At 70.7% G+C, this 26214-nt stretch carries 23 protein-coding genes and 1 pseudogene; 11 read left to right on the forward strand and 13 right to left on the reverse strand.

Going from position 1 to position 26214, the window contains the following annotated elements:
- Nucleotides 1-69: 69 nt before the first annotated feature.
- From C3488_RS42365 to C3488_RS08625, 3 genes are all read right to left on the reverse strand, one after another.
- On the reverse strand, nucleotides 70-735 hold the full coding sequence (locus tag C3488_RS42365) for a chaplin (RefSeq protein ID WP_103838732.1): 666 nt from the start codon (nucleotides 733-735) through the stop codon (nucleotides 70-72).
- A 136-nt stretch (nucleotides 736-871) separates the two neighbouring features.
- Nucleotides 872-1063: a chaplin gene (locus C3488_RS41435; protein WP_258053343.1), complete on the reverse strand. Its 192-nt coding sequence runs from the start codon at nucleotides 1061-1063 to the stop codon at nucleotides 872-874.
- A 362-nt stretch (nucleotides 1064-1425) separates the two neighbouring features.
- Nucleotides 1426-1836 carry a rodlin gene (locus C3488_RS08625; RefSeq protein ID WP_103838734.1) on the reverse strand — a complete coding sequence of 137 codons (411 nt, stop codon included), beginning with the start codon at nucleotides 1834-1836 and terminating at the stop codon, nucleotides 1426-1428.
- A 253-nt stretch (nucleotides 1837-2089) separates the two neighbouring features.
- Here C3488_RS08625 and C3488_RS08630 point away from each other — a divergent pair, with 253 nt between their 5' ends.
- Nucleotides 2090-2497, forward strand: coding sequence for a rodlin (locus tag C3488_RS08630; protein WP_374955403.1), 408 nt, complete (start codon nucleotides 2090-2092; stop codon nucleotides 2495-2497).
- 97 nt (nucleotides 2498-2594) lie between these two features.
- On the opposite strand, the gene C3488_RS08635 is transcribed toward C3488_RS08630, so the two are convergent.
- From C3488_RS08635 to C3488_RS08645, 3 genes are all read right to left on the reverse strand, one after another.
- Nucleotides 2595-3458: an ABC transporter permease gene (locus C3488_RS08635; protein WP_103838735.1), complete on the reverse strand. Its 864-nt coding sequence runs from the start codon at nucleotides 3456-3458 to the stop codon at nucleotides 2595-2597.
- On the reverse strand, nucleotides 3455-6100 hold the full coding sequence (locus C3488_RS08640; protein ID WP_181138934.1) for an alpha/beta fold hydrolase: 2646 nt from the start codon (nucleotides 6098-6100) through the stop codon (nucleotides 3455-3457). The genes C3488_RS08635 and C3488_RS08640 overlap by 4 nt, the downstream gene beginning before the upstream one ends.
- A 177-nt stretch (nucleotides 6101-6277) precedes the next feature.
- Nucleotides 6278-7675, reverse strand: coding sequence for an APC family permease (locus C3488_RS08645; protein ID WP_103838737.1), 1398 nt, complete (start codon nucleotides 7673-7675; stop codon nucleotides 6278-6280).
- Between the two features lie 377 nt (nucleotides 7676-8052).
- Between C3488_RS08645 and C3488_RS08650 the strand changes: the two genes are divergently transcribed.
- Complete coding sequence (locus tag C3488_RS08650) at nucleotides 8053-8895, forward strand: hypothetical protein (RefSeq protein ID WP_103838738.1); 843 nt, start codon at nucleotides 8053-8055, stop codon at nucleotides 8893-8895.
- Between the two features lie 54 nt (nucleotides 8896-8949).
- Here C3488_RS08650 and mmsA read toward each other — a convergent pair whose 3' ends face one another.
- The 4 genes and pseudogenes from mmsA to iolC all read right to left on the reverse strand — a co-directional run bounded on the left by mmsA (nucleotide 8950) and on the right by iolC (nucleotide 13591).
- Nucleotides 8950-10452, reverse strand: coding sequence for a CoA-acylating methylmalonate-semialdehyde dehydrogenase (mmsA, locus tag C3488_RS08655; RefSeq protein WP_103838739.1), 1503 nt, complete (start codon nucleotides 10450-10452; stop codon nucleotides 8950-8952).
- A 14-nt stretch (nucleotides 10453-10466) separates the two neighbouring features.
- The gene (iolD, locus tag C3488_RS08660) at nucleotides 10467-12350 is read right to left on the reverse strand and encodes a 3D-(3,5/4)-trihydroxycyclohexane-1,2-dione acylhydrolase (decyclizing) (RefSeq protein ID WP_103838740.1); all 1884 of its coding nucleotides are present in this window, start codon (nucleotides 12348-12350) and stop codon (nucleotides 10467-10469) included.
- A gap of 89 nt (nucleotides 12351-12439) precedes the next feature.
- Nucleotides 12440-12621: pseudogene (locus C3488_RS41440) on the reverse strand (5-deoxy-glucuronate isomerase); the annotation flags it as partial.
- Nucleotides 12622-12637: 16 nt separating this feature from the next.
- Nucleotides 12638-13591 (reverse strand): 5-dehydro-2-deoxygluconokinase, encoded by a 954-nt coding sequence (gene iolC, locus C3488_RS08670; protein WP_103838741.1) that lies wholly within the window; start codon nucleotides 13589-13591, stop codon nucleotides 12638-12640.
- A 180-nt stretch (nucleotides 13592-13771) separates the two neighbouring features.
- Here iolC and C3488_RS08675 point away from each other — a divergent pair, with 180 nt between their 5' ends.
- The 5 genes from C3488_RS08675 to C3488_RS08695 all read left to right on the forward strand — a co-directional run bounded on the left by C3488_RS08675 (nucleotide 13772) and on the right by C3488_RS08695 (nucleotide 17384).
- Complete coding sequence (locus C3488_RS08675; RefSeq protein ID WP_258053337.1) at nucleotides 13772-14731, forward strand: helix-turn-helix domain-containing protein; 960 nt, start codon at nucleotides 13772-13774, stop codon at nucleotides 14729-14731.
- A 371-nt stretch (nucleotides 14732-15102) separates the two neighbouring features.
- Nucleotides 15103-15342, forward strand: a complete 240-nt coding sequence (gene chpG / locus C3488_RS08680; protein WP_181138935.1) for a chaplin ChpG — start codon at nucleotides 15103-15105, stop codon at nucleotides 15340-15342.
- Between the two features lie 235 nt (nucleotides 15343-15577).
- A complete protein-coding gene (locus C3488_RS08685) occupies nucleotides 15578-16291 on the forward strand; it encodes a hypothetical protein (RefSeq protein WP_181138936.1) in 714 nt (237 codons plus the stop codon).
- 137 nt (nucleotides 16292-16428) lie between these two features.
- Nucleotides 16429-16725: a hypothetical protein gene (locus C3488_RS08690; protein ID WP_103838743.1), complete on the forward strand. Its 297-nt coding sequence runs from the start codon at nucleotides 16429-16431 to the stop codon at nucleotides 16723-16725.
- Nucleotides 16726-16886: 161 nt separating this feature from the next.
- Complete coding sequence (locus C3488_RS08695; RefSeq protein WP_103838744.1) at nucleotides 16887-17384, forward strand: DUF5949 family protein; 498 nt, start codon at nucleotides 16887-16889, stop codon at nucleotides 17382-17384.
- 17 nt (nucleotides 17385-17401) lie between these two features.
- Here C3488_RS08695 and C3488_RS08700 read toward each other — a convergent pair whose 3' ends face one another.
- The 3 genes from C3488_RS08700 to C3488_RS08710 form a co-directional block, all read right to left on the reverse strand.
- Nucleotides 17402-18361 (reverse strand): D-2-hydroxyacid dehydrogenase family protein, encoded by a 960-nt coding sequence (locus C3488_RS08700; protein WP_103838745.1) that lies wholly within the window; start codon nucleotides 18359-18361, stop codon nucleotides 17402-17404.
- 93 nt (nucleotides 18362-18454) lie between these two features.
- Entirely contained in the window at nucleotides 18455-19003 is a 549-nt protein-coding gene (locus C3488_RS08705; protein ID WP_258053338.1) for a L,D-transpeptidase, read from the reverse strand.
- A 351-nt stretch (nucleotides 19004-19354) separates the two neighbouring features.
- A complete protein-coding gene (locus tag C3488_RS08710) occupies nucleotides 19355-20005 on the reverse strand; it encodes an RraA family protein (RefSeq protein ID WP_103838747.1) in 651 nt (216 codons plus the stop codon).
- 2221 nt (nucleotides 20006-22226) lie between these two features.
- Here C3488_RS08710 and C3488_RS08720 point away from each other — a divergent pair.
- From C3488_RS08720 to C3488_RS08735, 4 genes are all read left to right on the forward strand, one after another.
- Nucleotides 22227-22631, forward strand: a complete 405-nt coding sequence (locus C3488_RS08720) for a DUF6416 domain-containing protein (RefSeq protein WP_258053339.1) — start codon at nucleotides 22227-22229, stop codon at nucleotides 22629-22631.
- Between the two features lie 374 nt (nucleotides 22632-23005).
- Nucleotides 23006-24592, forward strand: coding sequence for an oxidoreductase (locus tag C3488_RS08725; RefSeq protein ID WP_103838749.1), 1587 nt, complete (start codon nucleotides 23006-23008; stop codon nucleotides 24590-24592).
- Between the two features lie 114 nt (nucleotides 24593-24706).
- Nucleotides 24707-25396: a hypothetical protein gene (locus tag C3488_RS08730; RefSeq protein ID WP_103838764.1), complete on the forward strand. Its 690-nt coding sequence runs from the start codon at nucleotides 24707-24709 to the stop codon at nucleotides 25394-25396.
- A 197-nt stretch (nucleotides 25397-25593) separates the two neighbouring features.
- On the forward strand, nucleotides 25594-26025 hold the full coding sequence (locus C3488_RS08735; RefSeq protein WP_103838750.1) for an SMI1/KNR4 family protein: 432 nt from the start codon (nucleotides 25594-25596) through the stop codon (nucleotides 26023-26025).
- Nucleotides 26026-26214: the final 189 nt, after the last annotated feature.

Below are 26214 nucleotides of genomic sequence, written 5' to 3' on the forward strand. Positions count from 1 at the left end.
GAGAACTGAGGGTGTGACCTGTGAACGACGGCACGGGTGCCGGACGCGGGACGCCCGGCACCCGGCGCGCTACCGGCGGGAGGTGACCCGCCCCCGTCGGTACAGGATGAGCCCGCCGGTCAGCATCGCGACGCTGACGGCCGAGGCCGCGAGGAGGCCCTCACTACCGGTCTCGGCCAGCGCGGGCAGGGTGCGCGAGGCCGCGACGGGCTGCACGCCGGCCCCGCCCTGCGGGACGTTGGCCTGCGGGACACCTGCCTGGGGCGGCAGCGTTCCCTGCGGCGGCAGCGTTCCCTGCGGCGGCAGCGTTCCTTCCGGCGGGGTCGTCCCGGTGCCCGGCGTCTGGGGCGTCGCGCCGGAGCCCGGCGGGTTCGTGGTGCCGGACCCGGGCGGGGTGGTCGGGGTGCCGGAACCGTTGCCCTGCGGCGGCGTCTGCACCGGGACGGTCGGGGTGGGGGCGGGGGTCACGGGTGCAGGGGATGCCGTGGCGCCCCGGCCGTTGGCACAGGCGTTGCCGAACGCCGGGTTCAGCACGGCGATCACGTTGACCGTGTTGCCGCAGACATTGACGGGGACGTTCACGGGGGCCTGGACGGTGTTGCCGGACGCGAGGCCCGGTGATCCGGACGTCGAGCCGTCGGCGGTCGAGTCGGCGAACACCGGGCTGCCGCACAGGGACAGAATGCCCGTCGCGGCGGCTGCCGCGACCATTCCCCTGCTCAGGGTCTGTCGCAATCTCGTTGTCTTCCTGCTGGTAGAGGTGGGAGAAGAGGTAAAGCCGGCCCTGGAACCGAGAAGAGCAGTCCAAGGCCGGCCGTGACACAGCCGGACGGCTGGTGCGTGACGACCTCAGCCGTGCGCGGCCATGGCGTCAGGTGTTGGAGCACGCGTTGCCGAGCGTGGGGTTCAGCAGCGCGATGATGCCGAGGCTGTTGCCACAGGCGTTGACGGGCACGTGCACGGGAACCTGGATCACGTTCCCGGACAGGACACCCGGGGAATTGGTCGCGGACGCGTCGGCTCCGGAGTCCGCCATGGCCGGGGCGGCCATTCCCAGAGTCATGATGGCGCCGGCCACGACGGCGGCGCTCTTCTTGTACTTCACGGAGTTTCCCTTCTGTGCGGTCGTGCCCCTGTGACGGCCGAGACCGAGCGAGCACGGCTTGAAACGGCTCGCCGCACGACCTGCATCTGTGAAACGAGGAATAGACGGCCGAAGCAACTCCCTCGCACAGGCCGCTGCGCAATTCACCCGAACGCCGATCGGGAATACACGCGAAAGGCGGTGCGGGCCGGCGCGTGGCTTCGCGCGATCGAAAGCCATTCGAGAGGAGGCCGGGACAAGAAAGAACATTCCGCCAACCGCCCGTACCAGGGCCGCCCGACGATGCGAAAGACGGGCGGCCGACGGGTACGCGGCAGCGGTCAGCTGTTGCCGGTGCCGTTGCCGGACAGGACCGGAACGTCGTCCACGATGTGTGACAGCGGCTCGTCGCCCTTGGCCTGGGTGGAGTTCTCGGTGCACTGCTGGTTCTGCGGAGCCGACAGGACCGGTACGTCCTGCACGGCGACCGGCACCAGGCCGACGAGCGAACCGGCGTTGGCCTTGGCCGGCACACCGAGGCACAGCTTGTTCAGGGAGCCCTGCACCAGGGACAGCTGCGGGCTCATGGCGCCCGAGGTCGCCGCGTTGCCGAACGACTCCGAGACGGTGTTCGAGTTGGTGGACGTGGTCCCGGTGTCGTCACCGAGCGCCAGGGCCTGCGGAGCGGCCGCCGCCGAGACACCCACCACGGAAGCCGCGACCGCCGCCGCGGCCATCGCCTTCTTCAACATGTCGGTTCCTTTCCTGACAGAAGACACGTGTTCCTGCTCTGCGACCAACCCGGCACCCTCGAATTGGTTGCGGCCATTCACCCGGTCGGGCCGTTCTGCGGGCAGTAATTCTGGAAATACGCGCCCGGCATACGGGTCCGCTTGCGCCTCTCGATATCGGCCATCGGAGTGAAGGGGAGCAACCATGACACCGTGCGGCAGTTGTCCAGAGCGCTCCGGTGGACGGGGTTTCTCCAGAAGGGACTAGCAAGTGATGAAGAGGTTCATGGCCGCCGCGGCGGTCGCTGCTTCCGTGGTGGGCGTCTCGGCGGCGGCCGCTCCCCAGGCGCTGGCGGTCGGCAACGACACCGGGACGACGTCCACCAACGGCAACACCTCGACGCAGCAGTACGGCAACTCGGCCACCTACGGCACGATGAGCCCCCAGATGGCGCTCATCCAGGGCTCGCTGAACAAGCCCTGTGTCGGTCTGCCGGCGAAGGTCAACGCCGGTTCGCTCGTCGGCCTGGTGCCGGTCGGCGTCCAGGACATCCCGGTCCTGTCGGCGTCGCAGAACCAGCAGTGCACCGAGAACTCCACCCAGGCCAAGGGCGACGAGCCGCTGTCGCACATCCTGGACGACGTTCCGGTCCTGTCCGCGAACGGCACCAACAACAGCTGAGTCCGGCCCGTCCGGCGCACGAGGAGCGGCCCGCCGAACGATTCGGCGGGCCGCTCCTGTCTGCGCCCCGACCCATGTGCTGCGGGGACGGGCTGTGCTACGAGACGACGTCCTTGCGGGCGAAACCGCGGAAGGCCAGAGCGAACAGCACGAGCGCGTACGTCACCGAGATCGCCGTGCCCTGGACCATGCCGGCCCACTCCGGTCGGGTCTGCACCGCGTCGGCCCAGGCGAACTGCCAGTGCGCCGGCAGGAAGTCGCGCCAGTGTCCGAGAGCGGTGACCGCGTCCAGCACGTTCCCCACGATGGTCAGCCCGACCGCGCCGCCCACCGCGCCCAGCGGGGCGTCCGTCCTCGTCGACAGCCAGAACGCGAGCCCGGCCGTGACCAGTTGGGACACGAAGATGTACGCCACCACGACGACGAGGCGCTGAGCCGCCGTGCCCGGTGAGAGGGAGCCGCCGGTCGGCATCTCCAGCGGCCCCCAGCCGTAGGCGGCCGTACCCACCGCGAGCGCGACGACCGGCAGCAGCACCATGGCCGCGAGGCTCATGCCGAGTCCCACCGCGAGCTTGGACCACAGCAGGCGGGCGCGGGGCACCGGTGCCGCGAGCAGATAGCGCAGCGAGGACCAGCTCGCCTCCGAGGCGACCGTGTCACCGCAGAACAGGGCCACCGGAATGACCAGCAGGAACCCGGCGGACACGAACAGGTTCACCGCGGCGAAGTTGGCACCCGACGCGGTCGCCGTGTCCATCAGCGTCACCTGGCCGTTGCGCGAGCCCGGGTCGCCTCCGACGGCGAACGCGACGACCAGGACGAACGGCAGCAGGGCCAGGATGGCACCCATCACGAGGGTGCGGCGCCGCTTCAACTGCCGGACGAGCTCCACGCGCAGCGGCAGCGTCCGCCGCGCCCGGTACCCGTCGGCCGTCTCCGCCCGCTCGGCGAGCGCACTCATGCGGAACCTCCGATCAGGGTCAGGAAGGCGTCCTCCAGACGCCGGTGGGGGCCCACGGACTCCACGGGGACGTCCAGCCGCACCAGCTCCGCGACCAGCCGCCGCGCGCTGCCGCCCGCGTCGAGCCGGACCAGCAACCCGTCCTCCGTGCGCACCACCGAGGCGACGCCCGGCAGCGCGCCCACCTTCTCGACGAGGGGCTCCTCCACGGGTGCGGCGGTGCCGACGAGCAGGGTGTCGCCCGAGCCGACGATCTCCTTGACCGGGCCCGCCTGGAGCAGCCGGCCGCGGTCCATGACCACCAGGTGGGTGCAGGACTGCTCCACCTCCGCCAGCAGGTGGCTGGAGACGATGACCGTGCGGCCGCCCGCCGCGTACCGGATCATGACCTCGCGCATCTCGCGGATCTGCGGCGGGTCCAGGCCGTTGGTCGGTTCGTCCAGGATCAGCAGGTCCGGCAGGCCGAGCATCGCCTGCGCGATGGCGAGACGCTGCCGCATGCCCTGGGAGTACGTGCGCACCGCGCGCTCCAGCGCGTCGCCGAGCCCCGCGATCTCCAGCGCCTCGTCCAGGTGAGCGTCCTCAGGCGGGCGGCCCGTCGCCCGCCAGTACAGCTCCAGATTCTCCCGGCCGGACAGGTGCGGCAGGAAGCCGGCGCCCTCCACGAAGGCCCCGACCCGTGACAGCACCGGCGCACCGGGGCGCACCGCATGGCCGAAGACGCGGATCTCGCCGCCGTCCGGCCGGATCAGGCCCATCAGCATGCGCAGTGTGGTCGTCTTGCCCGCGCCGTTCGGCCCCAGCAGGCCCAGCACCTGTCCCTTCTCCACCCGGAAGGACAGGTCCTTCACCGCATACCGGTCCGCCGACTTCGCGTACCGCTTGCTCAGGCCGGTGATCTGCAGCGGTACCTCCGCCAGCGCGGGGTCGGGCGCCGGTGCCGTCGTACGGCGGCGGGCCGTGAGCAGCAGGGCTGCCGCGACGACCGCTCCGGTCACCGGGAGCCACCACACCCAGGAGGGGAGCGGGGCCACCGCGGTCGCGACCCCGGGTGCCGTCGGCACCTTCAGTCCGCTCCTCAGGGAGACCGTGTACGTGGCGGGTGCGGCCGGGGAGGCGTAACCGAGGTCCGTGGACGCGAGGACCAGCCGCAGCCGGTGGCCCTTCTGCACCTCGTGGTCGACGGCGGGCAGGGTCAGCGTGACGTCCTTGCCGGCCTTGGCTCCCTCCACCCGGACCGGGGCGACCAGTTGCGACGGCAGCACCGGCTGTCCCTTGCCGGGGCCGACGTCGTACACCTTCCCGAACAGCACGGCGTCGTCGCTCGTCGAGGTGACACGCACCGTCACGGTCGGCGAGCCGGTGATCCACAGGTCCTGGCGCACGGGACGCGAGTCGAACTGCGCGTACTGTCCGGGGAAGTCGAGCGACACCCCGACGCCCAGCGACGACAGCTGGGCGAGGCCGCCCGAGCCGCCGAGGCCGGGGAGCGCGGAGACCGCGGGCGGGGTGGCGCCGGCCGGGTTGGTGAAGCGCTGCTGTGGGCCGCTGAGCCCGACCGTCCGCTGCCCGCTCTCCAGCCCCGGGTACGAGGCGCCGCTCGCGCCCTTCAACTGGGCCGCGCCGTCCGTGGAGTCGATGCCTCCGGTGCGGGTGATCCGGAAGGCGGGCCCCGTGTCGACGCCCTTGTCACCCTTCAGATAGCGGTCGAACCAGGCGGTGTCACGGGCCTGCACGCGGCTGGTCTCCATGTCCCCGCCGTCATGACCGCCCGCGATCCAGTCGACGTCCACGGGGGCGCCGTTGGCCCGGATCGCCCGTGCCGCCGCGTCCGCCTGGCCGAGCGGGAACAGCGAGTCGGACTGGCCCTGCACCAGCAGGGTGGGCACCTTGATGTCCTTGCCCACGGCGGACGGCGAACGCGCCTGGAGCAGGGCACGCGCCTCGGCGTCCGGCGTGCCGGACTCGGCCACCCGCTCGTACATCCTGCACAGCTCGGCGGTGAACTTCGCACAGCCGCCGCCGGAGTTCACGAAGACGCCGGCCCACAGCTTCTTGAACACGCCGTTCGGGAACAGGGCGTCCGCCAGGTCCCAGTACGTGATCGCCGGAGCGATGGCGTCCACCCGGTGGTCGTACCCCGCGGCCAGCAGCGCGATCGCCCCGCCGTAGGAGGCGCCGGCCATGCCCACGCGCGGATCGCCCGGCTTGTCCAGCTGGACCTCCGGCCGCTTCGCCAGCCAGTCGATGAGCCGGGAGACATCGGCGACCTCGCCCTTCGGGTCGTTCAGCCCGATCTTCCCCGTGGACCTGCCGAAGCCGCGTGCCGACCAGGTCAGCACCGCGTATCCGTCCCGGGCGAGCGTGACCGCCTGGTCCGTCATGTCGTCCTTGCTGCCGCCGAAGCCGTGCGCGAGCAGGACGGCCGGGCGGCGGCCGGCGGATCCGGACGTGAAGAAAGAGGTGTCGATCCGTACTCCGCCGCCCATGTCCATGACTCTGTCGCTGCGGTGCACGGCCGGTGTGTCGTCCGATGCGGCGGCCGTCCACGTCCCGACACCGGCCAGCACGAGGAGGACCGCGACCACAGCGGCCACGGCCCCTCGGCGCAGCCCACGGAATGCGGGCAGTCGAAGATCCATGTGTCAACGGTAGAGGCCACCACCGACAACCGGGGCAGCCGCAGGGCTGAACCACGGCCCCTCCTGCGGGCGTACGGGCCTGCTGCGGCGTACCGCAGCCGTGGTACGACGACGCGGTCGCCCCTGCCGCCAGTCATGGTGCGGGCGGCAGGGGCGAAGGGGCGAGGGGGACGCGGCTCAGGCGCGCGCGTCCTCCGGGAGCGACACCAGCCAGCGGGTCGCGCGGCGCGGGCGGAGGTAGAGGGCCCAGTAGAGGGTGGCGGCGGCCGTGATGCCGCCCGTCCACAGCAGGTAGGTCGCCTCCTGCTGGGTGAGGATGTAGCCCAGGACCGCGATCAGCAGGACCGGCATCGCGGGCCACAGCGGCATCCGCCAGGCCGGCGTGTGCGCGTGCGCGCCGCGCCGGGCGAGCAGGGCGGCCACCGCGACGAGCAGGTACATGCCGGTGACCGAGACGCCCGTGACACCGTAGAGCGTGTCCAGGTTGACGAAGCAGAGCAGTGCGCCGGGGACGCCGACGACGAGAGTGGCGACCCACGGGGAGCCGAACCGGCCGAGCTTGGCGAGCGCGTTGTTGACCGGCTCGGGCCAGGCCTTGTCGCGGGCCGAGGCGAACAGCACGCGGGAGTTCTGGATGACCATGACGATGCCCGCGTTGATGATCGCGAGTGCCACGCACAGGCTCACGAAGGTGCCGACGGCGGTGTTCGACCAGGCGGTGACCATGCTGCTGAGGTCGCCGCCGGTCAGCGCCTTGAGGTCGGGGGCGCCCATGGTGATGGCGACGACCGGGACCAGGATGACGACCGAGGAGATGGCGAGGGTGGCGAGGACCGTGCGGGCGACGGTGCGGCGCGGGTTCTCCAGTTCCTCGGAGAGGTAGACGGCGGTCGAGAAGCCCTGGGTGACGAAGAGGGCGATGGCGAGGCCGGAGACCACCATCATGGCCGTGACGTGGTCCGTGTGCCCGCCGGCGCCGGTCACCTGCATCGACACCAGACTGCCGGCCCCGCGCTCGCCGTGGGCGAAGCCGAGGACCGCGACGACGCCCGCAGCCACGACCTCCAGGACCAGGAAGACGCCGGTGATCCAGGCGTTGGCGCGCAGGTCCAGCAGGCCGGCGAGGGTGGCCAGGAGCATGACCCCGGCGCCCGTCATGGCCGGGTCGAGGTGCACCACCGGTGCCAGGTAGTCCGCCGTGCCCATCGCGATCACGGGCGGCACGATCATGACGACCAGCAGGGACAGCACGAACACCAGCCAGCCCGCGAGGCGTCCGGCCAGCGTCGACACCATCGCGTACTCGCCGCCCGCGCTGGGGATCAGGGTGCCCAGTTCGGAGTAGCAGAACGCCACCGCGATACAGAGGACGGAGCCGATGGCGATGGTGAGGGCGGTGGCCGTGCCCAGCGAGCCGAACAGGTCGGGGACGACCACGAAGAGCGTGGACGCGGGCGTCACGCACGACAGGGTGAGCAGGGTGCCGCCGACGACGCCGATGGACCGCTTGAGTTTCTGGGGACTGCCCGATGCCGGGACGGGGGCGTTCTCGACAGGGCGGAGCGTGTCGGTCATGCGGCGGTTCCGATCGACTCGTGCGACATGGTGGGGTCGGGAGCGTTATCGCCTCCGCGGCTCAGGTCGTACATGCTCTGGTCCGCTCCCGGCGCACGCATCGAACCCCGACGAAAACCGCTGCGTCAATGGGTGTTCACCTACGGAATCCGCAGAATAAAAGCGATCGACGACTGAATCAGAGGGCAATCGGTCAGTGTGTTCGGCTTCTTGCACGCCTACGGGAACCGTACTTTCCGTGCCGGAATCCGCGGAATTTCGTCCGGACTCCGGACACCTGCCGGAGCTGAGCCCGGCCCACAACCCGTCGCAGGCGTGTCAGCGGGGCCCGCTAGAGTCGCCGTTCACAACCGAATCACAGCAATGGGGTGGGACAGATGAGACTGCGACACACCGCGGCCTGGGCGGGGGTCACGGCCGCGGCGCTGATGGCGATGTCCGGGTGCGGCACCGATGGCGCGAAGACTGCGGTCAAGGCGGTCGACGATGCCGACAAGATCATGGCGGCGCTTGCGCGGGCGACCGACCGGACCGAGAACGTCGGGTCCGCCGAAGTCAGGATGACGACGGAGATGCCGACGACCGGCCCGATCACCATGGACGGCACGTACTCCTGGGGCCACGGCTTCGCGTTCGATGTCGAGATGGACACCAAGGCCGTCCAGATGCAGCGGCTGCACGCCGCCGCGAAGACCCGCATGGTGTTCGTGGACGGCGCCTACTACTACGACATCGACCCACAGCCCTCCGGCCCGCTCAAGGGCAAGGAGTGGATGAAGATCGACGCGTCGGCCGTGTTCGGCGACAAGGGCGCCCAGGCGTTCCAGGGGAACACCGGCGGTGGCAGCCCGGCGGACGCCATGAGAGGCCTGAAGTACGCCAACAACGTCGACGACCTCGGCAAGGAGACCGTGGACGGGCAGAGCGCGACCCACTACCGGGCCGTGGTCGACCGGGAGCACATGGGCAAGTTCAAGGAGGCCTACGGCAACAAGGACAACGCCTTCGGCTCGCTGACCGGTGGCGCCGACTCGATCACCATGGACATCTGGGTCGGCGCCAAGGACCTCCCGGTCCGGATGAAGCAGCGGTTCGGCAGGGCGACCGTGACGATGGACTTCGAGAAGTTCGGTGCCACCGCCGCGATCAAGGCCCCGCCCGCCGCGCAGACCGGTGACATCACCGAACAGCTGGAGAAGGCCACCGGACGGCAGGGCTGAGCCGGCCCGGACAGCCGGTGTCCCGCCCCACATGGGGCGGGACACCGGCCGGCCTCAGTGGTTGCGCGGGAACCCCAGGTCCACGCCCGCCGGGGCGTCGGCCGGGTCGGGCCAGCGGGAGGTGACCACCTTGCCGCGGGTGTAGAAGTGCGTGCCGTCGTTGCCGTAGATGTGGTGGTCGCCGAAGAGCGAGTCCTTCCAGCCGCCGAAGGAGTGGTAGCCCACCGGCACCGGGATCGGCACGTTCACGCCGACCATGCCGGCCTCGACCTCCAGCTGGAAGCGGCGGGCGGCGCCGCCGTCCCGGGTGAAGATCGCCGTGCCGTTGCCGAAGGGCGAGGAGTTGATGAGCGCCACGCCGTCGTCGTAGGTGTCCACGCGCAGGACGCACAGCACCGGACCGAAGATCTCGTCCTGGTACGCCTTCGCCGTGGTCGGCACCTTGTCCAGCAGCGAGATGCCGATCCAGTGGCCGTCCTCGTAGCCGTCGACGGTGTACCCGGTGCCGTCGAGGACGACGTCGGCTCCCTCCGCCGCCGCGCCCGCGACGTACGACGCCACCTTGTCGCGGTGCGCCTTCGTGATCAGCGGGCCCATCTCGGACGCCGGGTCGTCGCCCGGACCGATCTTGATCTTCTCGGCGCGCTCGCGGATCTTCTCCACCAGCTCGTCGCCGATCGAGCCGACCGCGACGACCGCGGAGATCGCCATGCAGCGCTCACCCGCCGAGCCGTACGCCGCGGAGACCGCCGCGTCGGCCGCCGCGTCCAGGTCGGCGTCCGGCAGGACCAGCATGTGGTTCTTGGCGCCGCCCAGGGCCTGCACGCGCTTGCCGTTCGCGGAGGCCGTGGTGTGGATGTAGCGGGCGATCGGGGTGGAGCCGACGAACGACACCGCCTTGACGTCCGGGTGCTCCAGCAGCCGGTCCACGGCCACCTTGTCGCCGTGCACGACGTTGAAGACGCCGTCCGGCAGGCCCGCCTCCGCGAGCAGCTCGGCCAGGCGGATCGACGCCGACGGGTCCTTCTCGGACGGCTTCAGCACGAAGGTGTTGCCGCACGCGATGGCGATCGGGAACATCCACATCGGCACCATCGCCGGGAAGTTGAACGGCGTGATGCCCGCGACCACGCCCAGCGGCTGCCGGATCGAGGCCACGTCCACCCGGCTCGCCACCTGCGTGGACAGCTCGCCCTTCAGCTGCACGCTGATGCCGCAGGCCAGGTCGACGATCTCCAGGCCGCGCGCCACCTCGCCGAGCGCGTCGCCGTGCACCTTGCCGTGCTCGGCGGTGATCAGCTCCGCGATCTCGTCGCGGTGCTCGTCCAGCAGCGCCCGGAACCTGAACAGGATCGAGGTGCGCTGCGCGAGCGAGGACTGGCCCCAGGTCGCGAAGGCCTCCTTGGCCGCCGCGACGGCCGCGTCCACCTCCTCCACGGTCGCGAACGCGACCTTCGTGGTGACCGCGCCGGTGGCCGGATCCGTCACCGGTCCGTATGTGCCCGACGCGCCTTCGGCGGTCTTGCCGCCGATCCAGTGGTTGACGATCTTCGTCATGCCCGAGAACTCCTTCACAGATGGCGGCGTCGAGTGGCAGCGTGCCGTTCGTAGACCTCGCGCGCCTTGACCGCGGACGGCCGGGTCGCGGTCTCGGCCACGGGTACATCCCACCAGGCCTGCGCCGGGGGCGCGCCCGACACAGTGTCTGCGGTTTCGGTCTCCACATAGACACATGTGGGAGTGTCCGCGGCGCGCGCCTCGGCGAGCGCGTCACCCAGGTCGCGTACGGTCCTGGCGCGCAGCACCCGCATCCCGAGGCTGGCCGCGTTGGCGGCGAGGTCCACGGGCAGCTTCGCCCCCGTGTACGTGCCGTCGTCGGAGCGGAAGCGGTAGGCGGTGCCGAACCGCTCGCCGCCCACCGACTCCGACAGGCCGCCGATGGATTCGTAGCCGTGGTTCTGCACGATCAACACCTTGATCGCGACGCCCTCCTGCACGGCCGTCACGATCTCCGTCGGCATCATCAGATAGGTGCCGTCGCCGACCAGCGCCCACACGGGCCGGTCCGGCGCGGCCAGCTTCACCCCCATCGCTGCCGGGATCTCGTAACCCATGCACGAGTAGCCGTACTCGACGTGGTACTGGTCGGGGGAGCGGGACCGCCACAGCTTGTGCAGGTCACCGGGGAGCGACCCGGCCGCGCCCACGATCACGTCCGACTCGTCCACCACCGTGTCCAGAGCGCCGATGACCTGCGGCTGCGTCGGTCGCAGATCCGGTTCCTCGGCCTCGAAGCAGGCCTCGACGCGCTGCTCCCAGCGCTCCTTGTCCTCCGTGTACTCGATGACGTACCCGGGATCGACCCGGTGGTCGTGCAGCTCCAGCGCCTCGGTCAGCTCCTCCAGGGCGCTGCGGGCGTCCGCGACCAACGGCGTCCCGGACATCTTGTGCCCGTCGAACGACGCGATGTTCAGGTTGAGGAAGCGAACGCCCTCGCCGGCGAAGAGGGTGCCGGAGGCCGTGGTGAAGTCCGTGTACCGGGTGCCGACCCCGATGACCAGGTCGGCGGTGCGGGCCAGCTCGTCGGCGGCCGCCGTGCCGGTGTGGCCGATGCCGCCGACGTCCTGGGGGTGGTCCCAGCGCAGTGAGCCCTTGCCGGCCTGCGTGGAGGCGACCGGGATGCCGGTGGCCTCGGCGAACTCGGCGAGGGCCTCCTCGGCGCGGCTGTGGTGGACACCGCCGCCCGCGATCACGAGCGGGCGCCGGGCGGTGCGGATCGCCCGGACGGCCTCGCCGAGTTCGACCGGGTCGGGGCCCGGGCGGCGCACGCTCCAGGTGCGCTCGGCGAAGAACCCCTCCGGCCAGTCGAAGCCCTCCGCCTGCACGTCCTGCGGCAGCGCCAGCGTGACCGCGCCCGTCTCCACCGGGTCGGTGAGCACGCGCATCGCCTGGAGGGCGGCCGGGATCAGCGCCTCCGGGCGGGTGATCCGGTCGAAGTACTTCGACACCGGGCGCAGACAGTCGTTGACGGACACATCGCCGGCCTGCGGGACCTCCAGCTGCTGCAGGACAGGGTCGGCAGGGCGGGTGGCGAAGACGTCGCCGGGCAGCAGGAGGACCGGGAGGTGGTTGATCGTGGCGAGGGCGGCACCGGTCACCAGGTTGGTCGCGCCCGGTCCGACGGACGTCGTCACCGCGTGCGTGGACAGCCGGTTCGACTGGCGGGCGTAGCCGACCGCCGCGTGCACCATCGACTGCTCGTTGCGGCCCTGGTGGTACGGCATGGCGTCGGGGTACTCGACCAGCGCCTGCCCGAGGCCCGCGACGTTGCCGTGCCCGAAGATGCCCCAGGTGGCGGCGATCAGCCGGCGCCGCACGCCGTCGCGCTCGGTGTACTGGGCGGCCAGGAAGCGTACGAGCGCCTGAGCGACCGTGAGCCTCGTCGTTGAGGTCATCGGTATCCCTCCGTGTGGTCCGGGTGGAAGCAGATCCGCACCTGGGGTACGGCCCTGCCGCCCTGCACGTCTCGACCGTACGTCGGTCGGACCTCCGGCGCGGGGCCGTAGCGGGCGGGGAGTCTGCGCTCGCACTTCGCTCCTGCCAGGGCGAAGCGGTCTCCCGCGCCGGAGGCGATCGGTGCCCGGGCGACCCGGACGCGTGCGCGAGGTCGGTCATCCTCGCGAAGACGGCGTCCCTGCCCGGGAGTTGTTGATTTTTGTCCGCTATGTTCCAGCCGTGGCGGTCACTGCACCGCTCCCGCCGTGATCGCCGCCTCCACCTCGTCGGCCGTGGGCATCGCGGACGAGCACTCGAGGCGGGAGGCGACGATGGCGCCCGCCGCGTTGCCGTACCGCATGATCCGCTCCAGGTCCCAGCCGGCCAGCAGCCCGTGGCACAGCGAACCGCCGAAGGCGTCGCCCGCGCCGAGGCCGTTGAGGACCTGCACCGGGAGCGGCGGCACCTCGGCCGACTCGCCCGTGCTGCTGACCGCGAGGACGCCCTTGGGTCCCTGTTTGACCACCGCCAGCTCGACACCGGCGTCGAGCAGGGCGCGTGCGGCCGTGTGCGGATCGCGCTCACCGGTGGCGATCTCCACCTCGTCGACGTTGCCGACCGCGACGGTGGTGTGGCGCAGGGCCTGGGCGTAGAAGGCGCGCGCGGTGTCCGGGTCGCGCCAGAACATGGGCCGCCAGTCGAGGTCGAAGACCGTCGTACCGGCCTTGGCGCGGTGGGCGAGCGCCGCGAGCGTGGCGGTGCGGCTGGGCTCCTCGCACAGGCCCGTGCCCGTGATCCAGAAGACGCGCGCGGCACGGATCGCGTCCAGGTCCAGCTCGTGCGCGTCGATCTCCAGGTCCGGCGCCTTGGGCTGCCGGTAGAAGTACAGCGGGAAGTCGTCCGGGGGGAACACCTCGCAGAACGTGACCGGTGTCGGCAGCCCCGCCACCGGCGTGACCCAGCGGTCGTCGACGCCGAAGCCGTGCAGCGCCTCGTGGAGGTAGGTGCCGAAGGGGTCGTCGCCCGTGCGCGTGATCACCGCCGTACGCCGCCCGAGCCGGGCGGCGGCGACCGCGACGTTCGTCGCCGAACCGCCCAGGAACTTCCCGAAGGAGGTCACCTGCGGCAGGGGCACCCCGGTCTGCAGTGGATAGAGGTCCACGCCGATCCGGCCCATGGTGATCAGGTCGTAGGCCTCCATCGGGTTCCCTTCGCATCGGCTGTCCCCCAGGTCTAGCCGTGCCGGGGAGCCCTGTCAATGTTTTGTCCAGACATTCGGATGACACCTTGACGTGGTTTCGGGACACCGAGGCCCGGTGGGCTTTCGGCGGCTGTGGCGGGTGGGCACCATGGGTGGTTTCCGGGGGTGCCGGGAGGGCGTATGGCGAGCGGGATGGTGGCGCGCAGTGGGCGCGGACCGCGCGGGAGTTGGGAAACCGTGGTCGCGCGGCCGCATCCCCGGCTGCGCCCCGGTGTGATCGGCTACCGCGGGATCCGGCTCGCGCTCGACGGCCCGCGCAGCCGCCTGGAGACCCCCATCGGCGCGGCCACGCTGCTGCTCGGCTTCGAGGGCTCCGTCCGTATCGCGCGGCACGGACGGCCCCCGACGACCCTTGAGTCGGTGTACTCCGGATTGAACACCACCGCGGCCGTCGGCGAGCACGGCGGCCGCATCTTCGGCATCGAGATCCTGCTCACCCCCTGGACCGGGTTCACGCTCTTCGGCACCTCTCAGTACGAGTTGACCAACCGGCCCGTCGACCCCGACCGGTTGCCGCATCCCCCAGGTCGTGGCGGCCGGGCGGGCGTGGCCGAACTCGCCGTCGCACTGGCCGCGCTGCCCGGCTGGACGGACCGTTTCCGGCTGCTCGACGACGTGCTCGCACGCTGGACGCAGGCGGGGCCCCCGAGTTCGGCCCGCGTGGTGCGCGCCTGCTCGCTGCTGCGGCGCAGTGGCGGTGCCGTGCCGGTGACGCGGCTCGCGGACGAGGTCGGGTGGAGCGTACGGCAGTTGGAGAACCGGTTCCGCGAACAGATCGGGCTCGGCCCGAAGGCCGCGGCCCGTGTGCTGCGGTTGCAACGCGCCCGGCGGCTGCTCGCCTCCGGACGGTCGGCCGCGGAGACCGCGGCGCTCTGCGGCTTCTACGACCAGGCGCATCTGGGCGGGGAGTTCCGGGCGATGACCGGGTGCACACCCCGGGAGTTCGCCGCGGCGCGCAGGGCGGTGGCGGCGGCGCGGTCCGGGCTGCCCGGGCCGGACCGGATGACGGGGGAGGCGACGAGCCTGGTGCTCTCGCCGAACGGCAGTGCGCATTTTTCCAAGACCGGAAGGATCGCCTGACGGCAGGCTGGGCCCGTGGCGGTCGCTGCGGGGGGAACGCGCGGACCGGCGGGCCGGGCCCGGCGCAGCGGGTCCGGCCCGCCCTGCACGGGGGGGCAGGGTCGGGCCGGGGTGGCCTGGTCGGCCGGGACCGTGCGCGTCACCGGTTCGCATGGGGCGGCAGCGGCCGCCCGGCCGCGGCCGAGGCGCCGACTCCTGCGGTGTCCGGGCTGCCGCGCCGCGCGAAACCAGTCAAGTGTGCCGGAAGGGTGAATCGCGCCCATTCCGGATATCACTCCATCGGAGGCGCAACCCGGGCGGGTGCCTCGCAGTTGACTCAACGTCGGGCATTCCGCCCGGCTGTTGTGACGATCCCCAAGGAGCACCTCTCCATGTCGCGTATCGCGAAGGGCCTTGCCCTGACCTCCGTTGCCGCCGCGGCCGTGGCGGGCACCGCCGGCATCGCCGCCGCCGACAGCGGCGCAAGCGCCGCCGCCGACAACTCTCCGGGCGTTCTGTCGGGCAACGTCGTGCAGGTCCCGATTCACGTTCCGGTCAACGTGTGCGGGAACACGATCGACGTCGTCGGCCTGCTGAACCCGGCGTTCGGCAACACCTGCGCCAACGGCTGACGCCCGACAGCGGACCCTTCTGCCGGCCGTTCCCCCCTCGGGGGGACGGCCGGTTGGCGTCCTTGCGCCCGTTCGGCGTTGCACCGAACGGGTGGCACCGTCGCCGACCCACTCAGATGGCCTCTCATCAGCGAAAACGTGGTGCAAGACGGGCGGCGGACGCTACTGCGGGCAGCCGATCTGTTGCACGCCCCGGCGGCTCCTTCCACGGTGAGCACAAGCACCCTCACCAACCATGAAGGGACCACTCATGCCCGCTCTGTCCGCCCGTCGCCTCGCTTCCTCCGCTGTCTGCGCCACCTTGCTGCTCGGCATCACCGGCCCCGCCGCGGTGGCGGCCGACCACGACTCACCCCGCGGCCGTACCCACGCCTCCGCCCCCCTGCCCGGCCCGGAGGTGCTCCTGCCCCGGGTCCAGCGGCTCGCCGAAGCCGACCGTGCCGTGGCCCCGGTCTCCGAACTCCTCAAGGCCGCGCTCACGGCGCACAACCACCAGCTGCCCGCCAAGGAGGCGGCCAAGCTCAGCAGAGCCGCGCAGGACGCCGTCACCAGGATGGCCCCGCCCTCCCCGGCGCCGACCGTGCCCATACCCTCGCGCAACGACGTGCGGGGCGACGCGCTCGCCGCTCTGCGCAAGGCGGTCGACGACCTGGCCGCGGCGACCACGTCCGGCAACGGCGGTCAGGTGCTCCCCGCGGCCACGACCGTGCTCAACAAGCTCATCAGCGTCCTCGTCGCCTTCGTGGCGGGCGGGGTGACCATGCCGCCCCTTCCCAGCCTGCCGAGCATGCCCAGCCTTCCGCCGTCGCTGATGCCGAAGCCGAGCGGGATGCCCACTGCCAAGCCCACGGCTCCTCCGACGTCCGGCTCGAAGCTCGCGCCGGCCGGCACGCCCACGGACCCGCCGCAGCACACGGTCTCGGCCATGCCGTACCCGCCCAAGCGCTGAACCGGACCGGTCCGCACCGGGAGGCCGTAAGGGTTTCCGCCGGGTCGGGGGCTCGTTAGCCAGGACGCAACCGTCCCCTCCGGTGACTTGGGTCACCGAAGCTCCGGTGACTTCGGTCGCCGAAGAAAGGAACACGGATGAAGTCCCACAAGGCCGTCGCGGTCGTCGCCGGGTCCCTGGTCGTCGCCGGCGTCGCCGCACCCGCCTTCGCCGACGACGCCTCCGACCTGACGCCCACCAGCCTCAACGGTGCTCTGCAGACCGTCACCACCCAGAAGACCCTCGACGTCCGCCCCATCGCCCACCAGTCCGACACCCTGGACACCGAGAACAAGCACTCCGTGCTGAGCACCGTGAACGGCGCGGCGGCCGCCCTCAACCGGCAGGCCGGCCCGGCCCGGCTGCTCGGCGGTCTTCCGCTCCGGGGCCGCTAAGGCCTGTTGCGAAGTGGCGCCTGCCGCCCTCCGGGCGACGACGCCACTTTCGCAGCAGCCCCGAGGCCCGGTCCCTCGTTCGTGTGGTCGCCGCCGTCCGCATCCCCCGGTCGGGCGAGAAACAGACCGGTGGCCCGCCGGGGCGTCGATACGGTTCCGCGGTGACCACAACTTCCAGCGCAACGCGTCCCTTCCGCGCCGCCGACCTCGGCACGCTCGTCGTCCTGGCCTGGAGCGGCGAGGCCCCCGGCGGGGAGATGCCCTACCTGCTCGCCTACTCCCTCGGCGACGGGGAGAGCGGTCCGGAGGGCTCGGCGGCCGCCGTCGAGGCGCTGCTGCGCGCCAACGGGCTGCACCCGGGCGATCCCCTCATCGACGGCACCCAGCGCCCGGGACTGCCCGTGACGCTGCTGGCCGAGGCGGGCCAGGCCGTCGTCACGATGCCGTATCTGAACGCCCAGTGCACCGTGCCGCCTCAGTGGCTCGCCGCCCTCCGCGCACGCGGCCACGCCTACTTCCTGTTCGCCACCCGCCCCTGGCCCGAGGCCGCGCCCGGCAGGCCCGTCGAGCCGGAGCTGCTGGCGGCGTTCGCGGGCGCCGAGGAGACGCTGAGCACGGCAGCGCACGTGCTGGTGCCGGCCCTCAGCCTGCGCGGCTGACCCTCCGCGGCCGCCGCTCAGCCGAGGCGGCGCACCGGCTTCCCGGCCAGGTACGCCTGGATGTCCTCCACGGCCTGGCCGTAGTACGTCGCGTAGTTGTCGCGCGAGACGTAGCCCAGGTGCGGGGTGGCGAGCAGGCGCGGGGCGGTGCGCATCGGGTGGTCGGCCGGAAGCGGCTCCACATCGAACACGTCCACGCCCGCGCCCGCGATACGGCCCTCGTGCAGGGCCGCGAGCAGGGCGTCCTGGTCGACGATGGCGGCACGTGAGGTGTTGATCAGGTAGGCGGTCGGCTTCATGAGCGCCAGTTCCGGGGTACCGACCAGGTCGCGGGTGCGCTCACCGAGCGCGAGGTGCACCGAGACGAAGTCGCTCGCCGCGAGCAACTCCTCCTTGGACCCGGCGAGTTCCACCCCCACCTCGTCCGCGCGCTCCTTCGTGAGGTTCTCGCTCCAGGCGGCGACCTCCATTCCGAACGCCAGCCCGACCCGCGCCACCCGGCTGCCGATCCTGCCGAGACCGAGGAGCCCGAGCCGCCGTCCGTGCAGGTCCGCGCCCACGGTGCTCTGCCATGGGCCGCCGCTGCGCAGGGCGTTGTTCTCCTCGACGATGCCGCGCGCGAGCCCGAGCAGCAGGGCCCAGGTCAGCTCGACGGGCGGTGTGCCGGAACTCTCCGTGCCGCAGACGGTCACCCCGTGCGCCTCCGCGGCGGCGTGGTCGATGACGCTGTTGCGCATCCCGGAGGCGACGAGCAGTCGCAGCCTGGGCAGCCGGGCGAACAACGAGCCCGGGAACGGCACGCGCTCGCGCAGTGTGACCACGATGTCGAACTCCGCCAGCGCCGTGGCCAGGGCGTCCTCGTCGTCGAAGTGCTCGGTGAAGGACACCACCTCCACCCGGTCCCCGATCGGTGACCAGTCCGCGACGGTCGTCGCGATCTCCTGGAAGTCGTCGAGCACGGCACAGCGAAGCCGCATGTCAGCCCCCTTCGATCAACCGGGGCACCTTATCGGACGCCGTACGGCGGCCTGGTGACCCTGTGGACGGCTGCCCGGGAATGCGCCGTGCGGCTACTCTCCCTTCCTGGTGCCCCAGAGGTAGACGCTGTCACCGATGCGGAGCAGGGACCAGAGCGCCTTGGCGTCGTCGTACCGCAGATTCACGCACCCGTGCGATCCCGGGTCCTCGAAAATCGGCCGGTAGCTCGCGTGGAGGGCCTCACCGCGGTCGAAGAACTGGCTGTACGGCATGGGACCGGGAAACTGCGTCGAATAGAAGTCCTTCACGCGCCGGTAGATCTTGTGCCGGCCGTTGCGGGTGAGGTAACCCGGCCTGCCGGTACGCGCGGGGACGGGACCGAAGACGATCTTCTTGTTCTTCCGCACCCACAGCAGCTGACGGTTCTGGTCCACGCAGACGACGACTTTCGCCCCCGTGGGGCATCCGGTGAGGGACTTCTTGTGAGCCGCGGCCCAGGTCACGCTCGCGGCTCGGTAGCTGATGAGGCCGGCATACCCGTCCGCCGGGTCGATCTCGTACTTCTGCTGCATCTTCTGGATGGCCGCGCAGTCCGCCGCGGACTGCTCCCCGTCCTGGCGCAGGCCCAGATACTTCTCCACCTGTCGTTGATAAGGTCCCGCGGTGAGCCGGCATTCCGGGGTTTCGTCGTCGGTGGAGCGGATGTGAGGAGTGCTCGCGGCCGAAGGCGCCGAGGTGACGGCGAGCGTCATGGGAAATGCCATGCCCGCGGTGGCCCAGATGCGAATCCAACGGAAGGGGATTCGTTTCCTCCTTGCCATCAGGTTCCCTCTCGGTACCGGCCCATGGGATGCGCGGGCGTGCGTCGACGGGGAACCAGTTGACATTTCCCGTTCCTGCCAAACGGGGGCGCCGCGGGCATCACCCCAATGCCCCCGGCGGCACTCCCGGCACGGTGCCTTCCATTCCTCGACGGTCCGTCAGGCCTACCGTCAGCCCTCGAAGCCCTGGGCGCGCAGGATCGCGTCGACGCGGGCGCGGTGAGCCTCCTCCCACGCGTCCAGGCTCTCGGTGGCCTCCTTGGCCAACTTGGCCCGGGCCGTGCCGAGCACCTCGTCCGCGCGGGCGGCGGGGACCACGACGACGCCCTCCTCGTCGGCCACCACCAGGTCGCCGGCGCGCACCGACACCCCACCGCAGCGGACCTCCACGTTGAGGGGTTCCACGACGGACTTGCCGCCGGGGATCGGGATGACGCCCCGCGCGAAGACGGGGAAGCCCATGGCGCGGACCTCGGCGAGATCGCGGATCAGTCCGTCGGCGACGAAGCCCCTGACGCCGCGTCGCCGGGCCACGGCGCAGACGTTTCCACCGGCGAGCGCGTAGTCCAGGTCGCCCGACTCGACGACGACGACCGACCCGGGCGCGGCGCGGTGGACGGCCGCGTGCAGCATGAGGTTGTCGCCGGGAGCGCACCGCACGGTGAACGCCGGTCCGGCCGTGCGCGGCACCGGCGACCACAGGGGGCGTATGCCGATGTCCATGACCTGCTCGCGGCCCAGGATGTCGGCGAGGGTGGTCGTGGGGATGTCCGCGAAGACCGACGGACCGGCGGAGTCGATGGCTTCAGAGGCGTCTGTCATGGTCGCTCCGTTCGTCGTACGTCGTGGTGACCTAGACATCCCCTGTGACCTGCGGAGATGCGCTGGTCATGGCCATGTCGACGAGCCTATCGAAGACGCGCGTCGGCTGACGTCGTGATCGTGGCCCTTCTGATTGGTCGAGGACCGAGGTCACCGGTACGGATCCGTGCAAGGCTCCGACCGGGGCGGGGCGTCCACTGGTGCCGCGGCGGCCAACGGACCGGCGGCTGGGCGTGCGGCCGGCCGCCGGGTTGACTGGGCGTGCGGCCGGCGCCGGGCTGATGGGCATTCAGGCGATCCGGCGGGTCGAGGTCGGCGACGGGTTCGGGCCGGCGCGGCAGTGGACGCGGCAGTGGACGGTGGGCGCTAGCCTCAACTTCGTTGATACGTATGCAGCTTCCCCTATGTTGGTCCCTACGGGCTTTCAGCGGATCAACGGCCGGCTGACGCGACCGCGCCCGAGACGCGCCGCTCGGAGCGACCCGTACCCTGCTCCCCGCCGTGTGCGTCGACGTACTGCGCCGGCATCGTGAGCCCCGGTCGAGGTGGGGGGCGGACAGCAGCGTCAAGCCTCCAGGCTGCTCAGGTCCCGACGAAGAACCGTGCGAGCGGCTCGGGTCGCATCTCCGTGCGCTTGCCTGGCGGCGTCATAGTCCGCCGATGTGATGGTGCAACCCGAAGCAAGGACCTCACGGACCTCGCGCAGCGAGTGGTAGGACGCGTCGATCGCCGCCGCCACGTCTTCGGCTGCTGTGAGTATCAGACGTTCCCGGGCCTCATCACATCCCGACGTCTGGAACGCCTGCCTGATCCTGGTGGCCCTGGCCTGCGGGCTCTCATGGTCCTCGTCCGCGGCCAACCGCATGGCCTCGTGTGCGCGGCGAAAGGAGACGAGACAGTCCACGTACGCGGTCCGCCGATCCTGGAGCCTGCTCGCCCTGCTGGTGCGTCGCCACCGCACGTGGTCACCGGCCAAAGTGGCTCCCACACCAAGCACTGCTCCAAGGCCGGTACCTACCAGGCTTCCCCACTCCACGCCGGCGATCGTGCCACACGGACGAAGGACCGGAGACGGCAGACGCCCGAGGCGGTGCACAACTCCAGGCATTGGCTTGGCCAGAGACGCTCGAACTGTGTGTCAGTGCCGGTTCCGAGTACGTAGAGATCCTTTCCGGAGGAACGTTGACCGGGGCATGCTGGCGGCTGTCCATGTGGTCGACTCGGGCAGCTCATGCTGAACCAGGCCGTCCACGGCCAGCCGGTGACCGTCGGCGCGGATTTCACCGCCGGCAGCCGCGCCGCGGCCGGTACTGCGGCGTTCACCCGCGGCGGCCGGAACCGCGGATGCGCGCCTGACCGGGACGGCCGGCGACATCCTGCGCGGCGACGGCCTCCTCGGTACGACCGTCAATGTCTTCCTCGCCGTCGGCCTGGCGATCGCGGCCTTCGGGGCGCGGCTGTTCTGATCGCGGCTCCACCGGCCTGTTCCCGTACGGATCACGCGCTGCAGACGTCCTCCAGCCCGGCGTTCTGCTGTGCCGGTCACGGATGGGCACGGCTAAGCTGACACGCTGCGACAGCCTGAAGCGTCGGCCGTGCGGGGGTGGGGGATGGTGGGGCGGGGGGCAGCGCTGCGCGGTCTGCGATTCGGTCTACGGGTGGGAACGCTTCCAGCGATCGTCTGGGGCGACCTGTTCCTCGTCGGGACAGTGTTCTCGTTTCGCCATGACCCACTCGCGATCCTCGGGCAAGGCTTGTTCGTCGTTGTGGGCAGCCTGGGAGTGGGATCACTGCTCGGTGTGGTGATCGGAGCGGTGCTGGCGATCGCACCCGTGTGGTTGGTCTCTCGCGGCCTGCTCAGAGGGCTACTGGCAGCGTTCCTCGGGGGAGGACTGCCTGGCGAGCAAAGGACACCGACTGCTGCGGATGCTCTGGTAGTCGATCAAGCGCGAGGGTGCAGGCGAACGGTTGCCGGGTCTGACGTCAGGCGGCTGATCGCTGCCGCGCGGACGGGCGCCGGCCGGGCCGGAGCGGGGCGGAGACAGCGGCGCAGCCCGCAATCCCGCCCGCCCAGGTGGCGGAGTGGGCCGGGAGAAGCATCACCGCCTCTGCGGAGCGGGTCGCCGGTGGAACTTCGACACGGATTCGACACGTGGTGTCCTGGCGGGTCGGTACGGTGCCAACGACACACATGCTAGGGACGAAACTGTTGGGGGCGGGCATGACGGAGTATCTGTCTGAGGTTGATCCGCGATGGGCTGAGCACTCTGGCGAAGAGGCGCATTACGGTGCCCCTGAATGGGGCCCGGAGGACCTGGAGCGCGCTACAAGGTTCTTGGCTGAACTCGCACCGCAGGCCCGGCAGATGCTCGAGTACCTGCTGCGCAACCCCGGCCGGAAGATCCACTGCACGGAACTGGTGGATATGGCCCTGGGCGGTCCGAATGAGGGTGCTCCGGCGCAGCGTGTGGCAGGCGTGGTGAGGGGAATGAGCAAGGGACACAGCAACAGTGGGCGGCGGCTTCCGTTCTACTGGTGGGAAGCTCCTGAGGGGAGCGCGGGCGCAACGTACGCAGTCCGCCCCTCGGTGGCGGCGGTGTTCCTGGCCGCTCAGCTCGGCCAGTGACTCCGCCGCGGGCGCCGGCATCCACCAGTCAGGCGGCGTCACCGCATCGGCCTGAACCGGCTGGCGCCGAGCACCGCTTTAGGAGCTCGGTCACTGCGTGGCACTGCCGGGGTGCCGTCTGGCCACGCCGGCCGTGCCAGACCGCCCGGGAGTGCTGACGCCCGGCGCCGTTGATGTCACTGGTGGATGTCGGGACGGGGCCACCGCATGCGCTCGCTGACACTCTGGTCCCGTGGTTGACCTGGAGCGCTCCTGACAGGCCGAGCGATCGATCCGGAAGAGGATCCGCCGGAGGCGATGCCGGCCGAGGAGTTCCTGCGGGTATGAAAATCAGGCCTTGCCCGACAACGTCCGCCCCGAGATGATCGTCGATCATGCGCCTTGATGAACTAAGCCCCGGCGAGCGCCAGTTGTGGGTCTCCTTCCCGCAGGGAGGCGCCGTGGATGTGCGCGACGGTGCGTCATCGGAGGAACCGGCCGTACGGGCCGAGATCATCGCGGCGCTGCTGCTCGGCGCCGGCGACGAGCCCGCCCGAGGGGAGCGTCCAGCACTGCGCCTGAGCGGAGCCCACATCACCGGCAGCCTGGACATACGCTTCGCCGAGATCCCCGCGCCTGTCATCGTGACCGACTGTCGTTTCGACGAGGCCCCGCTGCTGCAGGGTGCCAGGATGCATGAGGTGGTCCTCGCTGGATGCGTCCTGCCGGGCATAGACGTCAGCACGATTCAGGTCGACGGCAGGCTGGTGCTGTCCCAGTGCCACCTGAGCGGCCCCCTCGTGCTCACCAGGGCCCAGATTCACGGCGACGTGGACCTGACGGGCACGGTGATCAGTGCGCCGGGCACCGAGGCGATATCTGCCGTCCATCTTCGCGCCGGCGGCGACATGCTGTGCGCCGACCTGGAGGTCCACGGCGGATTCCGTCTGTCCGGTGCCGCCGTCTCCGGCGAGTTCGACCTGGAGGGCGCCACTCTGCGCAACCCGCAGGGTTACGCCCTGGATGCCTACCACGTTCAGATCACCGAGGACCTCACCTTCCACCCGAGCTTCACAGCCGAGGGGCGGATCATCCTCTCCGGCGCCACGGTCGGCGCGGCGATCGGCTTCTGCGGCGCCCGGTTGCGCAACCCCGGCGACATCGCCCTGGAGGCCGTCGACGTCAGCGTGAACCGAAACTTCGACCTGGGGGAAGGCCTGAGCGCCGAAGGCGGCATCAAACTGGACGGCGCCCGCATCGGTACGCGGCTCAGCTTCCGCGACGCCACCGTGAGGAACCCCGGCGGCACGGCAGTGTCCCTGCGCCTGGCTCAGGCTCGGGAGACCGACCTCCGCACCCGGCAGCCGATCGGCGGCACTGCCGACCTGAGCCACGCCCAACTCGGCACTCTCTACGACGCCGCGGACTCCTGGCCCGCCGACCTCCGACTCGCCGAGACCGCGTACGACGCTCTGGCCACACCGCTCACGGCTGCCGATCGCCTCCGCTGGCTCCAGCGCGGCACCGGCGGATATCTTCCGCAACCGTACGAGCAACTTGCGGCCTCCTATCGCCGCCTTGGCCACGAAGACGAAGCACGCACGGTACTCCTGGCCAAACAACGCCACCGCCGCGCCGCTCTTCCGCTCCATCGCCGCTTGTGGGGTCACATACAGGACGCCACTGTCGGCTACGGCTACCGGCCCCTTCGCGCCGCCCTGTGGCTCCTGGCACTGCTCGCCGTCGGCACGCTCTCCTTCACACTGCATCCACCGGCGTCCATCGAACCGGGCAAGGCGCCACCGTTCAACGCTCTCTTCTACACGGTGGACCTACTGCTCCCGATCGCTGGCTTTGGCCAAGAAGCCGCCTTCGTGCCCCACGGCACCGGCCAATGGCTCGCCTACGGGCTGACCGCTGCCGGCTGGGTCCTCGCCACGACCGTAGCCACCGGCATCTCCCGGGCGATCAGCCGCCAGTAGCACGTGCAGCAGACCCGTTATACCGGCCGAAGTCGAGGCTTTGGCGAGCATCGCAGAACGAGGGCGGTCGCTGGGGTTGTGGTACGTCGCTGCTGTACGGGTAGCGTCCGCGTGGTGGATCTCAACCTCATCAACGATGTGCCCGACGGGCTGACTCGGAGGGCTCGCCACTTTGTCGCTGTGCACGGCATCAGGGTCGATACCCGGCCCGTCGACCAGCACAGGCAGTGGTGGCTTGACCGCGGTATCCCGGCGGATGCCGTTGACCGTATGGCGTCCTACCAGGAGCGCTGGGGCGGCCTGCTCTTGCCGCCGGCCTCTCAATACGACGGAGGGCCGAAGTACTTCGACGCCGACTCACCCGAAGGAACGTCTTCCGAAGGCTGGTGGTTCGAGGCCGGTAGGCAACGGACCGCCGTTCCTTACGCATTCATGATCGGGCCGACCGGTGAGTTCGGCATCCACGCGAATCACTGGGTGCCACTGCACGCGACCGTCGAAGGGTGGATCGAGGCGCTCGCGCTGACTCATCACGCGTCGATGTGGGCCAAGCAGATCACGAAGATCACGGGCGATGACGTCGATGGCCTCAAACTCGACGCCATGAAGCCGGTCCCCGAGGTACAAGGGCTCGCCGATACCTGGTGGCGCGGTGCAGATTCGCTGGTCGCGATCTACACGGGTGAGGCGCAAGGCTTGTCGTATCCGAGGGGGCGTACCGCGTTGGTCTACTCCGGCCTTGACGAGTGGGGGCTTTACGGAGGTGTCGGCGAGGAGCCGTCTCAGGGCGTGGAGCAGTCTTGAAAACCGTCGTGGCGCAAGCCACCGTGGGTTCAAATCCCACACCCTCCGCCAGGCGGAACGGCCCCTGACCAGGTAATACGGTCGGGGCCGCTTCGCTGTGCGGAGCCCGCACGTCCCCGTGGTTCCCCGGGTTTGCCGCACGATCGGGCACGGGTGGGGCACGGGCACCTTCTGATCCGTAAACCTAAGCTGCGCCCATGTGGAAAGAAGCCGCTGCCGAAGCATTGCCCGCGGTCGAGTTCCGCGCACCCGTTGACGCGACTGCTCTAGCCGAGGCGGAGCGGCGCCTTGGCCGAGGCTTGCCGGCGCAGCTGACTGCTCTGCTGATGGAGACCAACGGGGTGGTCGGCGAGTACGGGACTGACGTCGTATGGTCCTTGGATCGGATTGTGGAGCAGAACCTGCTGTTCTGGTCCCCCGATACGTTTCCGGGCCTGTACATGCCCTTCGATCCACTGTTGTTCTTCGGCGACAACGGCGGGGGCAACCAGTTCGCGTTCGTGCTAACGCCTGAGCGTCCGGACATCTTCGTCTGGGACCACGAGGATGACAGTCGGCTGTGGGCTGCACGCGAGCTGGCGGACTACCTGCACCGTTCCCTCGGGGGCGATGGCGACTGGTACCGGTAGCCGCCCTCTGTGTCCCGAGTTTGGAGGAGCCTGGTTGCCCGTCAGGCCTGGTCTGACGAGTCGCTGACCTCCGGTGATGGCTCGCGCTTTGGCTCTGGTTCCCCGTGGTAGCCGGAAAGGTGTACGGGGCAACTTCCACCCCAAAGCGTGCCCGCTGCGTGCCCGTTCGTAGGGGGAGTAGCGGGGAGC

Source organism: Streptomyces sp. Ru72 (assembly GCF_002920635.1).
In the GTDB taxonomy this organism is placed as follows: Bacteria; Actinomycetota; Actinomycetes; order Streptomycetales; family Streptomycetaceae; genus Streptomyces.